This is a genomic window from Methylobacterium mesophilicum SR1.6/6 (genome assembly GCF_000364445.2).
Lineage (GTDB): Bacteria > Pseudomonadota > Alphaproteobacteria > Rhizobiales > Beijerinckiaceae > Methylobacterium > Methylobacterium mesophilicum_A.
Genome location: NZ_CP043538.1, coordinates 4,516,686 through 4,530,279 on the forward strand (window position 1 = coordinate 4,516,686; position 13,594 = coordinate 4,530,279).

At 71.7% G+C, this 13,594-nt stretch carries 8 protein-coding genes; 4 read left to right on the top strand and 4 right to left on the bottom strand.

The genetic code is table 11. From position 1 onward, the window contains the following. The first annotated feature begins 9 nt into the window (after positions 1-9). The 3 genes from MMSR116_RS21480 (at position 10) to murD (ending at position 4,193) form a co-directional block, all read left to right on the top strand. The gene (locus tag MMSR116_RS21480; RefSeq protein ID WP_010687265.1) at positions 10-1,461 is read left to right on the top strand and encodes a UDP-N-acetylmuramoylalanyl-D-glutamyl-2,6-diaminopimelate--D-alanyl-D-alanine ligase; all 1,452 of its coding nucleotides are present in this window, start codon (positions 10-12) and stop codon (positions 1,459-1,461) included. 78 nt (positions 1,462-1,539) lie between these two features. Then, complete coding sequence (gene mraY, locus MMSR116_RS21485; protein ID WP_010687264.1) at positions 1,540-2,625, top strand: phospho-N-acetylmuramoyl-pentapeptide-transferase; 1,086 nt, start codon at positions 1,540-1,542, stop codon at positions 2,623-2,625. Between the two features lie 203 nt (positions 2,626-2,828). After that, positions 2,829-4,193, top strand: a complete 1,365-nt coding sequence (gene murD / locus MMSR116_RS21490) for a UDP-N-acetylmuramoyl-L-alanine--D-glutamate ligase (RefSeq protein ID WP_010687263.1) — start codon at positions 2,829-2,831, stop codon at positions 4,191-4,193. 282 nt (positions 4,194-4,475) lie between these two features. Here the strand turns inward: murD and MMSR116_RS21495 are convergent, their stop codons facing one another. Then, positions 4,476-5,951: a methyl-accepting chemotaxis protein gene (locus tag MMSR116_RS21495; RefSeq protein WP_010687262.1), complete on the bottom strand. Its 1,476-nt coding sequence runs from the start codon at positions 5,949-5,951 to the stop codon at positions 4,476-4,478. A 326-nt stretch (positions 5,952-6,277) separates the two neighbouring features. Further along, positions 6,278-9,715 (bottom strand): SbcC/MukB-like Walker B domain-containing protein, encoded by a 3,438-nt coding sequence (locus MMSR116_RS21500; protein ID WP_010687261.1) that lies wholly within the window; start codon positions 9,713-9,715, stop codon positions 6,278-6,280. A gap of 187 nt (positions 9,716-9,902) precedes the next feature. Here MMSR116_RS21500 and MMSR116_RS21505 point away from each other — a divergent pair, with 187 nt between their 5' ends. Then, complete coding sequence (locus MMSR116_RS21505) at positions 9,903-11,573, top strand: methyl-accepting chemotaxis protein (protein WP_010687260.1); 1,671 nt, start codon at positions 9,903-9,905, stop codon at positions 11,571-11,573. A 13-nt stretch (positions 11,574-11,586) separates the two neighbouring features. Here MMSR116_RS21505 and MMSR116_RS21510 read toward each other — a convergent pair whose 3' ends face one another. Next, positions 11,587-12,213 carry a DUF4194 domain-containing protein gene (locus tag MMSR116_RS21510; RefSeq protein ID WP_010687259.1) on the bottom strand — a complete coding sequence of 209 codons (627 nt, stop codon included), beginning with the start codon at positions 12,211-12,213 and terminating at the stop codon, positions 11,587-11,589. Beyond that, a complete protein-coding gene (locus tag MMSR116_RS21515) occupies positions 12,206-13,576 on the bottom strand; it encodes a Wadjet anti-phage system protein JetA family protein (protein WP_010687258.1) in 1,371 nt (456 codons plus the stop codon). The genes MMSR116_RS21510 and MMSR116_RS21515 overlap by 8 nt, the downstream gene beginning before the upstream one ends. Between the last annotated feature and the right edge of the window lie 18 nt (positions 13,577-13,594).

The following is a 13,594-nucleotide window of genomic DNA, read 5'->3' on the forward strand; positions in this document are numbered from 1 at the left end:
GGGCTGACCATGACCGCACTCTGGACCCGCGCGGAACTCGAAGCCGCCACCGGCGGACGCCTGATCGGCGCGGACCGCGCGATCGGCGGCGCCTCGATCGACACGCGCACGATCCAGCCCGGCGACCTGTTCTTCGCCATCCGCGGCGAGGCCCGCGACGGTCACGACTTCGTCGCCGACGCCCTCGGCCGCGGCGCCGGCGCCGCGGTGGTGAACGAGGCCCGCGCGGCGGATCTCGCGGCGCACGGACCGGTCCTTGCGGTGCCGGCGGACGGTCCCGACCCGGTCCTGACGGGGATGGTCCGCCTCGGCGCGGCGGCCCGCGCCCGCACCGACGCCAAGGTCGTGGCGGTTACCGGCTCGGTCGGCAAGACCGGGACCAAGGAAGCGCTGCGCCACGTCCTGTCCGAGCAGGGCGAGACCCACGCGTCGGCGGCCTCCTACAACAACCATTGGGGCGTGCCCCTGACCTTGGCGCGGATGCCGCGCGAGACACGCTACGGCGTGTTCGAGATCGGCATGAACCACGGGGCCGAGATCGTGCCGTTGACCGCCCAGGTCCGGCCCGACATCGCGCTGATCACCATCATCGCGCCCGCCCACATCGAGCATTTCGCCTCGCTGGCCGCCATCGCGGACGCCAAGGGCGAGATCTTCTCGGGACTGCAGCCCGGCGGCGTGGCCGTGATCAACCGCGACGTCCCACACTTCGACCGGCTCGCCGCCCATGCGCAGGCCTCCCGCGCGGGCCGGGTGGTGACCTTCGGCGAGCACCCGGAGGCCGACGTGCGCGCCCTGAAGATCGTCCTGCGTCCCGACCTGTCGGTGGTCGACACGGTGGTGATGGGGCAACCCGTGACCTACAAGCTCGGCACGGCCGGACGGCACGCGGCGCTCAATTCCCTCGGCGTGATGGCGGTAGCCCACAGCCTCGGGGCCGATCTAGCCCGCGCCGCCCTGTCCCTCGGCAGCTTGGCGCCGCCGGCGGGCCGCGGCGAGCGCACCGCCCTCGAGATCGGCGGCGGCACCGCCTACCTCGTGGACGAGAGCTACAACGCCAATCCCGTCGCGGTCCGCGCGGCGCTGGCGACGCTGGCGGGCATCGAGACCGGCCCACGCGGGCGCCGGATCGCGGTGCTGGGCGACATGCTGGAACTCGGCGCCGCCGCGCCCGACCTGCACCGCGGCCTCGCGGAGGCGATCGAGGCCGCCCGGATCGACCTCGTGTTCACGGCCGGGCCCCTGACGCGCCACCTGTTCGAGGCCCTGCCGGTGAGCCGCCGCGGCGCCGTGGCCGACACCTCCGCAGACCTGATCGAGCCCCTGGCCCGGACCCTGCGGTCGGGCGACGCCGTGATGATCAAGGGCTCGAACGGCAGCCGCATGGGCCGGATTGTCGAGGCGCTGAAAGCCCGCTACGCGGTCGACCCGACGCGGCGCGCCCTGGCGACCGCCCCGTGACCGGCGGGCCCGAGCGTTGGTCAACGGTCGGCACCGCCCCCTGAAACCCGTGCCTGAACAAAGGGGCCGAGCGCCCGCATGCTTTATCTTCTCTCGGAACTGAGCAGCACCTTCACGCCGTTCAACGTGTTCCGCTACATCACCTTCCGCACGGGCGGCGCGCTGTTCACGGCGGGCCTGTTCGTGTTCTGGTTCGGACCCTGGATCATCTCGCTGCTGCGCCTGCGCCAGGGCAAGGGCCAGCCGATCCGCGAGGACGGGCCGCAGACGCACCTACTGACGAAGCGCGGCACGCCGACCATGGGCGGCCTGATGATCCTGGCGGGCGCCGTGGTGGCAATCCTGCTCTGGGCCAACCCGCGCAACCACTACGTCTGGGTGACCCTGACGGTCACCCTCGGTTTCGGGGCGATCGGCTTCTACGACGACTACCTCAAGGTGACGAAGCAGTCGCACAAAGGCTTTTCCGGCAAGTTCCGGCTGTCACTGGAGGCGATGATCGCCATCGCGGCCTGCACGATCATCTCGGTCTACTCGCCCGCGGCGCTCCAGAACCAGCTCGCCTTCCCGGTCTTCAAGGACGCGCTCCTGAACCTCGGCTTGTTCTACGCCCTGTTCGGCGCCTTCGTGATCGTCGGAGCGGGCAACGCCGTGAACATGACCGACGGGCTGGATGGGCTCGCCATCGTCCCGGTGATGATCGCCTGCGGCACCTTCGGGTTCATCGCGTATCTCGTGGGCAACTCGTTCACCGCGAGCTACCTGCAGGTGAACTACGTCCGCGACACCGGCGAACTCGCGGTGGTCTGCGGCGCGGTGATCGGCGCCGGCCTCGGCTTCCTGTGGTTCAATGCGCCGCCGGCCCAGATCTTCATGGGCGATACCGGTTCCCTGGCGCTCGGCGGTCTGCTCGGCGTGATCGCGGTGGCGACCAAGCATGAGATCGTGCTGGCCATCGTCGGCGGCCTGTTCGTGCTGGAGATGATGTCGGTGATCATCCAGGTCGCGTCGTTCAAGCTGACCGGCAAGCGCGTCTTCCGCATGGCGCCGATCCACCACCATTTCGAGCAGAAGGGCTGGAAGGAGCCGCAGGTCGTGATCCGCTTCTGGATCATCGCGGTGATCCTGGCGCTTGCCGGGTTGGCGACGCTGAAGCTCCGCTGAAAAATGTGCTAGACGTCCGTATTGAGCGGCCGACCCCGTCCTGACCCTCATCCTGAGGCGCCGAAGCGGAGCGAAGGCCTCGAAGGAGCCCTCCAGGGATCGCGCGGCCGGCTGGAGGGCTCCTTCGAGGCCCGCACGCGGGCACCTCAGGATGAGGCGGAGGATTGGAGCAGCGGCCTGCCCTGCCGCATCCAGAGTTCCGCATGACACCCGTTACCGTCTTCCAGGACAAGATTGTCGCCCTGTTCGGGCTCGGCGGCTCCGGTCTCGCCACGGCGCTGGCGTTGAACGCGGGCGGGGCCGGCGTGCGGGCCTGGGACGACAACGACGACAGCCTCGCCCGCGCGCGCGAGGCCGGGATCGAGACGCAGGACCTGCGCGAGGCCGACTGGTCCGGCTTCGCGGCCCTCGTGCTCAGCCCCGGCGTGCCGCTGACCCACCCCGAACCGCACTGGAGCGTCCGGCTCGCGCGGGAGGCGGGCGTCGAGATCATCGGCGATATCGAGCTGTTCTGCCGGGAGCGGCGGGCGCATGCGCCGGCGGCGCCGTTCGTGGCGATCACCGGGACCAACGGCAAATCGACCACCACCGCCCTCGTCGCCCATGTCCTCGCCCGGGCGGGCCGCGACGTGCAGATGGGCGGCAATATCGGCACCGCGATCCTGTCGCTGGAGCCGCCGTCCGCCGACCGCGTCCACGTCGTCGAGATGTCGTCGTTCCAGATCGACCTGACGCCGGGCCTCGACCCGAGCGTCGGCGTGCTGATGAACATCACGCCGGACCACCTCGACCGCCACGGCACGATGGAGCAGTACGCCGCCATCAAGGAGCGGCTGATCCGCGGGGCCGGCCTCGCGGTCGTCGGCATCGACGACGGCCCGAGCCGCGCCATCGCCGACCGGCACCAGGGCGACCTCGTGCGCGTCCACGTCCCGCACGCCGAGGCACTCTGTACGGATGCCCTGACGGTCCGCGACGGGATCATCCAAGAACCGGACGGCACGCCGCTCGCCGATGTGAACGGGATCGGTTCTCTCCGAGGCGCACATAACTGGCAGAACGCGGCCGTCGCGGTCGCGGTGGCGCGTGCCCTCGGCCTGTCGGCCGAGCAGATACAGGCCGGGTTGAGCACGTTCCCGGGCCTGCCGCACCGGATGGAGGAAGTCGGGCGGCGCGGCCACGTGCTGTTCGTCAACGATTCCAAGGCGACGAACGCGGATTCCACCGAGAAGGCGCTCACGGCCTTCCGCGACATCCACTGGATCCTGGGCGGCAAGGCCAAGGACGGCGGCATCTTCCCGCTGGTGCCATATTTCGAGCGGGTCGCCCACGCCTACCTCATCGGCGCGGCCTCGGATGCCTTCGCGGCGACCCTCGAGGGGGCGGTTCCCTACACGCGCTGCGAGACGCTGGAGGTGGCGGTCCCGAAGGCCGCCGAGAACGCCGCCGCCTCGGGTGCGCCCGAGCCGGTGGTCCTGCTCTCGCCGGCCTGCGCGTCCTACGATCAGTTCCGGAATTTCGAGATCCGCGGCAACCGCTTCCGAGAGCTGGTTCAAGCGCTGCCTTAAGAGCGGCGCTCGCCACGGGCTTCAGAGTGGCCCCGACGCTGAGAGGAGTTGGGGTTCTGCAGCGACGGCCAAACCCCAACCTCGTCTTTCCGGCCTCGCGAAGCGGAGCCCGGAGGACAGAAACGCCTGGCGCGCAAGGACTTGCGCTGTCTGTGGTTCTGGATTCCGGGCTCGCCTGCGGAGCCCGGGAATGACAGGCGGATCGATCCGGCAATCGATCCAGGGCGAGCGAAATCGTCTAATGCGATCTGCGATGGCCCCGACGCGACGCTCGCGCTCCGGTCAGCGCGCCAGAACCTTGGCGGCCTCGCGCGTCGTATCCACCGCCCGCGAGACGTCGGCCACCGACTGGACGATCGCCCCGATATTGCCGGTGATCGCCGTGACCGCGCCCGCCGCGCTCTGCATGCTCTCGGCGAGGTCGCGGGTGACCGCGCTCTGCTCCTCGATGGCGGCGGCAGTGGCCACCACGGTCTCGCGCATCACCGAGACCGAGGCGCCGATCGAGCCCAGCGCCCCGACCACTTCCTGCGAGACCCGCTGGATGCTCGCGATCTCGCCGTTGATCTGCCCCGTAGCGCGGGCAGCCTGATCGGCCAGCGCCTTCACCTCCGAAGCGACGACCGCGAAGCCGCGCCCGGCCTCGCCGGCCCGGGCCGCCTCGATCGTAGCGTTGAGCGCCAGCAGGTTGATCTGCCCGGCGATGTTCTGGATCAGGCCGACGATGCCGGTCATCGCTGTGGCCGTGTCGGCCAGCCGCTTGGTGTGGCCGTCCGCGTCCTGGACACAGGCATAGGCGGTGTCGGTGGCTCCTTGCGAGCGAACGATGCTCTGGGACATCTCAGCCACGGAAGCCGCCAGCTCCTCGGCCGCCGCCGCCACGGTCTGCACGTTGCCGGAGGTCGAGTCCGCGCCCGAAGAAGCCAGCACGGCAGCCTCGGTGGAATGAGCCACGGCGTGCTCGATCTCGCCGAAATTCCGGTCGATCATGACACGAAGATCCGACAGCAGCCGGACCTGGTCGGTGATGTCGGTGGCGAACTTCACCACCTTGTAGGGCCGACCGGCGGCGTCGAGGATCGGGTTGTAGGAGGCCTGGATCCAGATCTCGCGGCCGCCTTTGCCCAGGCGCCGGAACTGGGCCGCCTGATAGGTGCCGTTCCGCAGGGCCGCCCAGAACGCCCGGTAGGCCTCGCTCTCGCGATAGCCGGGCTCGACGAACAGGCTGTGGTGCTGGCCCACCACCTCCTCCCGCCCGTAGCCCATCGCGGCCAGGAAGTTGTCGTTCACCTCGATCACGGTGCCGTCGAGATCGAACGCGATCACCGCCTGAACCTTGTGGATCGCCGCGATCTGCCCGGCCCGGTCGGCCTCCTCGGTCCGCTGCCGGGTGATGTCGGTGGCGAACTTCACCACCTTGTAGGGCCGGCCGCGGATGTCGAGCATCGGATTGTAGGAGGCCTGAATCCAGATCGGACGACCGCCGCGGCCGACCCGCTGGAACTGCCCGGTTTCGAACGAGCCGGCCCGCAGGCGCTCCCAGAAGGCCCGGTAGTCCGCCGTCTCGCGCTGGACCGGATCCATGAACAGGCTGTGGTGCTGGCCGACGATCTCCGGCAGCGTGTAGCCGACCACATCGAGGAAGTTGCTGTTCGCCGAGAGGATCCGACCGGTGAGGTCGAACTCGATGACGCCCTGGACGCGGTCGAGAGCCGCGAGCTTGGCATGCGCTTCACGGGAATTCAGGGCAGCGAACATGGCAAGTGCGGCTTCCGCTTGGCGGATCGGCTGTCGCGATGCGGCCCTCAGGGCAGGCCGCTCCTCGATCCGGAGACTACATCTAAAAGTTGCAGATTGAGGATTAACATGGAGTGACTTTTGGTAGACATCCGGTCAAATGAATACGGTTTTCGAAACCTGATCATAGGGCATCGCGGAAGGCGCCCCGAGATGCCCGTTCGCCCGCCGGCTTCACCGCCCCGTCGGCGTCCGGGCCCGGCCCGGTCAGCCCGAAACGCGGCGGCGAGCCTGAAGCGACAACACTGGACATGACCGGACGTGACCGGGCGCTTGGCCTGCCGGGCTCACTCCGCCGCATCCGATTGCCGGAATCCCTCGATCCCGACCTGATCGGGATTGATCGCGTGCAGCGCGCGCCGCGCCGCTTCCAGCGGATGCTCGGCCTCGATCCGGACGGAGGTTAGATCCGGGCTCTTGTAGACCGTCACGATGGTGTCCATCACCTCGGTCAGCGTCGTGCGCTTGTCCTCGGGGGCGGCGATCAGCAGCTGCAGCCCCCAGGCCCGGTAGAGATCGACCAGCGCCTGGCTGTTGCGCACGTCGAGCTTCGAGAACGCCTCGTCGAGGAGGCACAGGCCCAGGCCGGGGTTCTCGTCACCCGGCCGATCGCCCGGATAGTAGGCGCTCGCCAATGAGGCGGCGATCGCCACGTAGAACGGCGCCTGCGCCTCGCCGCCCGAGCCGCGGAGCGCCCGCGCCGACATGGTGGTGCGGTTGCCCGCACGGTCGCGCATGCCGATCTCGTAGACGAAGTAGTTGCGGTAATCCGCGAGGCGGCCCGCATCCTCGTCTCCGGCGATCAGGGCGGTGATCTCCTCCAGCGCCGCCGCCATCGGACCCTCCGCCTCGCCGGCCAGCAGCGCCTGGGCGGCCTCCGGAGAACGCGCGGTCTCGGTGGCCAGCGCGTGGACGGCGGCGTAGCGGCGGTCCACCGCGGCCTCGAACGCGTAGATCTGGCCGGTGAAGCTGCGGGCCGAGAGGCGCTCGTTGAGCGCCTCCAACCGGGCATGGACCCGCTCGAACCGGTCGGCGAGGCGCGTCAGCAGATCCTCGGTCATGAGGCGGCGCATCTCGACCTCGGCCCGCTCGGCCTGCGCCCGGTAGCGCCGCAGTTCGTGCCCCTCGACGGCCTCGTATTCCCGCCGGACCCAGGCGAAGCCGTCGATCGCCGGCGCGTCGCCCGCGTTCAGCGGGTTCTCCACCCGCCAGGCCGCGCAGGCCTCCGCCAGCTCGCGCTCGGCGATGCGCCCGTGCGAGCGGGCCGCCTCGGCGGATTCCCGGGCAAGGCCGCGTTCGGCGGTCGCCCGTGACCCGGCGGCCTTGGCGTCGAGGCCCGCCAGGGCCCGCCGCGCCTCGACGATCACCGTCGGGTCGAAGGGCTCGGCGCGCGCGAGGCGCACCCGGGCGGCATCGCCGCCCATGAGCTGGCGCAGGGCCGCGCGCCGGCCCGACAGCGCCGCGCGGGCCGCCTCGCGCATGGTGACCAGCCGGGCGCGCAGGGCCGCCTCGTCGGCGAGCAGGCGGTCGAGCTTCGGCTCCAGTTCCTCCGACAGCTCGCGCAGGTAGCCCGCGCGCTCCGCAGTCAGCGCGGCGATCTCGGCGGCGATCCCGGCCGTGTCGCGCTTTTCGATGTCGGCACGCTCGGTCTGCAGCGTGCGGCGCCGCCCGTCGAGTCCGTCGAGTTCGGCCCGCAGCGCCTCGACATCGTCGAGGCCCCGGGCGATGCGGGCGCGAATCGCGGCGGCGGTGCGGGCCGCTTCCCGCAGCACCGCGGCCTCGCCGCGCAGCCGCCGCGCCTCGGCCACCGCGGCCTCGTGGGCCTTGCGCCCGTCGGCGGTCGGGCCGCGATGGCCGCGGGTCATGAGCAAGTCGACGCTGCGCGTGACCGAGTAGGCCATGCCGGCCGTGGTCCGCCCGCTCGGCGCGACCGCCCGGGCGAGGCGCGCCAGCTCCGCATCGTCGCGGGCGAGATCGTAGCCCCCGAGCCGCACGCCGAGGAACGCCTCCGCGTGCGGATCGCTGGTCTCGATCACGGTGAGCGGCCCGTCATCGTAGCGGCGTGCCCGCTGCTTGGCGGTGTCGGTGGTCTTGACCAGGATGCAGCGGTGGAACCGGTCGCGGCCGGATTGAAGGACGCCGAGCGCCTCGTTCAGCCGGTCCGGCGCCACGACCAGGGCCTCGCGGGCGCGCCCGAGCAGTCCTTCGAGGGCCGGGCCCCAGGCCGGATCGACGATCTCGGCCAGCTCGCAGATCGGCACCGCCTCGATGCCCTTGCGTGCCAGCTCGCCGCGGAACGCCACCGTGTCGGAGGACAGGCGCGCCGCCGGGCCCGCGCCGGTGCGGGGTGCGGTGCGCTCGGCCTCGCTCTCCTGGGCGCGCGCCTTCAGCGCCGCGTCCTCGGCGGCGCGCTCCAGCGCCTCGTCGAATTCGGGCAGCCGCGCGAGCCCGTCGACCAGCTCGGCCAGCGGGCCGTCGGCGCGCAGGTTCTCCTCCGGCGGCGCCTCCCGCCGCAGGCCGGCGCGGGCGCAGGCCTCGGCGAGACGGGCCGCCTGCGGGCTGGCCTGGCGCAGGATCGGCGCCACCGGCTGGAGCTTGCCCATCTGGCCCACGAGGCCGACGAGATCCGCGGTCCGGGCGACCAGCTCCTTCCGGTCGCGGTCGAGCATCGAGAGGCCGAGCGTCGAGGCGGCGAGCCGGCCCTCGGCTGCGCTGGAAGCGGCAAGGGCCTTCTTCTCGGCGATCTCGCCGTCGATCTCCCGCACGTGGCCGCGGCTCGCGGCGACGCGCTCCCGGGCGATGCGCAGGGTGTCGGCGCCCTCGCGCAGGCGCGTCCGGACGGCGACGAGGTCGAGGCTGCGGCGGCGAAGCTCCGCGCAGGCCGCGCGCAACTCGTGCGTCGCCGTGGCGAGCACCGCCTCGCTCCAGGCGTCGTAGCGGTCGCGCAGGCGGCGCAGGCGGGCGAGGCGGCTCTCCAGCTCGGCGATCGTCTCCAGGAGGCGGCGCCAGTTGGCGATGGAGAGCCGCACGCGCTCGACATCGAGCGGCTCCGGGTCGAGGACGAAGGCCCGCACGAAGGCGCTGGTGTCGAAGATCGGCTTGAACGCCACCGCGTTGGCGAAGCTGCGCAGGAAGTGGCGCGGATCCGGTGCGGGGGCTCCCTCGCGCAGGGTGGCCAGGACATCGGACGTGAAGCGCTCGCCGGAGGTCCGGTACTCGGTGAAGCTCGCCGCCCGGGCGCGCAGGTCCGCGGCGATCTCGGTCCACGGCGCGGTGAAGCTGCCCCCCGGCGCTGTGCGGGCATAGTCGGCGATCTCGAACCGGTGCCCGACCGCGATGAACCGCGACAGCACCGTCTCCTTCGGCTCCACCGCGCGGGCTGCCAGGGCGAGGCCGACCGTGATCACGCGGCCCGAGGCGGGATTCTCGAAGACGAGGGCCAGAACGGTCTCGCAGGATTCCCGGGTCGGGCGGCCGCCCTCCGCCGGGTCGCTGATCCAGCCGAGGCAGTAGTCGCGCACGGTGCGGGCGCTGCGCCCGGACGCCGAGGCGTTAAGCGCGAGGCGGCTGGCGTTGTTGCCGGCCAGCACCGTGCCGACCGCGTCGAAGATCGTGGACTTGCCAGCGCCGGTAGGCCCGACGAGCGCGGCGGCGCCGCGCAGGCGGATCTGCTCGCGGCGGATCAGGTACCAGTTCGAGATGGCGATGTCGGTGAGGACGTACACGATGCGGGTGGGGCTAGGCCGCTCCTGAGGACATGACCGGCCCTGTTGGCCGGGTTCGCCCGCGTATGCAAGCGCGGGACCCGCGCCGGAGGCCCTTGCAGTCGTCCGCCGCGACAAACCGCCTTGCCAGTCAGTTCAGGCCATGCATCATGGCGATCAACGGACAAGCTCGGAAGAGTCGCCACGCATGAAACTGAGCCGGAAACTGAGCGCTCTCGTTTTCATGCTGCTGTTGGCCGCGACCGTCCAGGGCGGCATCGCCTTCTACAAGTTGAAACTCATCGACGGTCGTCTCGGGGAGCTGCTCGATACGGCTCTTCCAGCGATGAATGCTGCTCAGAGAGTCGAAGCACTGGTTGTTCGCGGACGGCTGCTGCAGGTCCGCTTCGCGACGGCGGACACCGAGTCGGAGCGGGCGGCGAGCCGGAAGGAGGTCGACGACCTCATCGCGCAGCGCGGTAGGCAGGTGGAGGCCTATCGCGCGCTGGTCACCGGGCCCGACGAGCAGAGCCTCTACGACGATCTCGTGGCCAAGCTGAAGCTGCAGGGCTACGATTGGGACCGCCTGCGCGCCTTCTCGCTCGATCAGCGCGAGCAGGCGATGGCCTATTACCGCGGGGCGATGAACACCCGCTACGGCGCCGCCCTGGCGGCGGCGCACGCGCTGGCGGACTTCCACGTCCAGCGCGTCGACCAGGCCGGCCGCGCGGCCCGGGAGAGCCAAGCGAGCGCCGCACGGTGGACGCAGATCATCCTGATGGCCACGCTGCTGATCGCGTCGGCCGCGATGCTCTACGCGGCCCTCGGGGTGTCGCGGCCGCTCGCACAGATGACGGCGGCGATGCGCCGCGTGGCCGACGGCGACGCGGAGTGCCGGCTCCCGTCAGTGGGTCGTCGGGACGAGATCGGCGCGATGGCGGCCGCCGTGCACGTGTTCAAAGGCAACATGCTGCGCGCCCGAGCCCTGGAGGCGGAGGCCGCGCAGGCCCGTGCCGATGCCGAGGCGCAGCGCCGGCAGGCGGCGCAGCACCTCGCGGCGCGGTTCGAGGCCACCGTCGGCGGGATCACGGGCTCGCTCGCGGAGGCGGCCGGGCGCCTCAGGGCGACGGCCGAGGGTCTGACCGCGACGGCGACGCGGACGGCGGGCCGGTCGACCAGCGCGGCCGCGACCGCCGCGGCGGCCTCGAACCACGTTGCCACAGTGGCAACGGCGGCGGAGGAGCTGGGGTCGTCGATCTCTGAGATCGGCCGTCAGGCCGGCGCATCGACCGATCTGGCGCATCGCGCGGTCGGCGAGGCGGCCGAGACGGCGCGCGTGGTCCAGGATCTCAGCGCCGCCGCCCAGCGCGTCGGCCGCGTCGTCGAGATGATCGCGGCCGTCGCCAGCCAGACGAATCTGCTCGCCCTCAACGCGACCATCGAGGCCGCCCGCGCCGGCGCGGCGGGCCGCGGCTTCGCGGTGGTTGCCGCGGAGGTCAAGGCGCTGGCCGATCAGACCGTGCGGGCCACGGCCGAGATCGCGCTTCAGATCACGGCGATCCAAGACTCTACGGGTCACGCCGTGGACGCCATCGGCGGCATCGCGGGCCGCATCCGCGAGATCAGCGCCATGGCCGCCTCGATCGCCGCGGCCGTGGAGCGACAGGGCGCGGCCACGCAGGAGATCGTCCGCAACGTCGCCGAGGCGGCGTCCGGGACGCAGTCCGCCACCGTCCACGCGAGCGACGTTGCCGGCGCCGCCGAGGACACGGGGGCGGCCGCCGCGCAGGTCCTGGCCTCGGCCGCGGAAATGGCCGGGCAGGCGGGACAGCTCGGGATGGAGGTCGAAACCTTCCTGGCGATGGTCCGCACCGCCTGAGCGCGGCGGACCGTCAGGTCTCGGCGGCCTCCGACCAGGTCCGCAGGCGCTCCAGCCACGCGTCGGAAGCGAGCACGGCCAGGCCCGGCAGGAGCGAGAGCGGCGTGACCCGTTCGACCCGGTCGCGCTCGCCCAGCCGCAGCCCGCCGCGCTTGGCGTAAAGGCGCAGGATATCGGCGAGCCGGCCCTCCTCGGGCGGCTCGTTGCGCGCCACGGTCCGGATCTTCTCGACGATCTCGTCGGTGGTGCACTCGACGATGCCGTCCGTGCCGGCGCGGTGGTCGCGCAGGCCCTCCTCGTACAGGAGCCGCAGCGTTAGCAGCACCAGGGTCTCATCCTTGCGCAGGCGCTCCGAGACGATGTCGTGGCGCGGCGCGTCCGCGGCCGGGCTGAGCGAGACCATCTGGTCGCGGTGCGAGACCGTGAAGGCGTAGCCGAGGCAGGCGAAGTAGTCGGTGAAGAACGGCGCGTAGTGCCGCGCCAGTTCGTAGGACCGGCCGATGCCCTGCGTGTCCGCGTAGATCACCTGCCCCTTCAACAGCACCTGGAGCGCGCGGCTGAGTTCCTCGGCCTCGGGCGCGCGGGCGCCCGGGGGCGGCGGCTCGTCGCCGTCGATGATAGCCCGGAATCCCTCAAGCACCGCGTCGCCGCTCCACCACGAAATCCGGGCAGTCGAGCCAGCCGTTGGCGACCCGCTCGGGTAGCCGGGTCACGGCGTAGCGCGCGCCGAGCCGCGCGTCGAACAGCACGTCGATCTCGCGCAGGCGCTGGAACACGATGAAGTCGTCGACGCCCGCGATCACGACCTGCGAGCCGCGCAGGGTGAGGGCGTTGCCGAGCCGGGCCTCCACGAAGGCGGTCATGCTCTCTGGCGTCACGGTGGTACGGCGGCGGAACGCCGCCTTGGCGGCCGCGAAGGCGTCCACCACGGGATCGTCCTCGAGATCCGGCAGCGGCTCGACGTCGATCGCGGCCTTGCGGGCGCGCGGCGCCTGCAGGTGCGCGTGACCGATCGGCGGCCGCAGCTGCGAGACATCCGCCGGCACGTCCGGGGCGATGTCCGATCCGCCGATGGCGCGCAGCATCGCGGCGGCGCGCTCGACGCCGCTCGGGTCCGGCCGGTCCATCACGTGGAGGGCGGCGCCGATCCGGCGCTCCAGGCGCGCGACGACGGCGTCGACCGCGTCGAGATGGTTGTCGAGCCCCTCGAAGACGGAGAGGATCTGCGCGAGATCCGCCCGCACGGCCCGCTGCGCGGCGTCGAGATCGGGGCTGCGGCCCTCCCGGATCAGGCCCTCGGCCAGCGCCCGGACCGTGAGGGCGTCGCGCAGCGCCCGGCCGGCCTCGCGCACGACGCTGGCCCGGAAGCGGAACGGGTTGAAGCGGGTGTGCAGCGTCCGGTAATCGCTGATCAGGTGACGCTCGACGAACTCCTCGAAGAACAGCCGGAAGGTCTTGGCGCGGTCCGGCTCGCGCAGGATCCGCTCCTCGACCTTGCGCATGCCGGCCGCGAGCCCGCGCACGTGCGACAGGAAGGCCGCCGCCGCCCGGGCCGCGTTCGCGAGCGCCTCCGAACGGCTGCCCGGATCCGACAGGGCGCTCTCGAGGCCGCCAAGCACCTCCAGAACAGCGCCGCCGTAGGATCGCGTCTCGCCCCGTTCGAGGCGGGACAATTCCTCCAGGAGGAGGCGTGCCTCGGGGTCGAACTCGACCACCGGCACGTAGCGCTCGCGGCGCTCGATCAGCCAGCCGGTTTCGAGAAGGCGGCGGTAGAGCGTCGCCCGCCGCTCGGCCGGGTCGGCTGAGATCGGCTCGTCGCCGCCGACTTCCGGGTCGCTCCAGCCCGCCGCAAAGTCGCCGATCTCGGCGAGCAGCTCGGCCTTGCGCACCGGCTCCGCCCCCAGGACGCGCCGGTGCAGATGGAGGAGCAGGGCGGCGTTGAAGCCGCGGCTCGCCGAAGCCAGCGGCTTGAACAGCTCGTCGGGCAGCTGCGCGAACAGCATCCTCTCGAGACTCTCTCC

What these genes read in the sequence shown, in the direction of transcription:
- MMSR116_RS21480 (WP_010687265.1), top strand. Translation starts at nt 10, where the DNA reads ATGACCGCACTCTGGACCCGCGCGGAACTCGAAGCCGCCACCGGCGGA.
- mraY (WP_010687264.1), top strand. Translation starts at nt 1,540, where the DNA reads ATGCTTTATCTTCTCTCGGAACTGAGCAGCACCTTCACGCCGTTCAAC.
- murD (WP_010687263.1), top strand. Translation starts at nt 2,829, where the DNA reads ATGACACCCGTTACCGTCTTCCAGGACAAGATTGTCGCCCTGTTCGGG.
- MMSR116_RS21495 (WP_010687262.1), bottom strand. Translation starts at nt 5,951, where the DNA reads ATGTTCGCTGCCCTGAATTCCCGTGAAGCGCATGCCAAGCTCGCGGCT.
- MMSR116_RS21505 (WP_010687260.1), top strand. Translation starts at nt 9,903, where the DNA reads ATGAAACTGAGCCGGAAACTGAGCGCTCTCGTTTTCATGCTGCTGTTG.
- MMSR116_RS21515 (WP_010687258.1), bottom strand. Translation starts at nt 13,576, where the DNA reads ATGCTGTTCGCGCAGCTGCCCGACGAGCTGTTCAAGCCGCTGGCTTCG.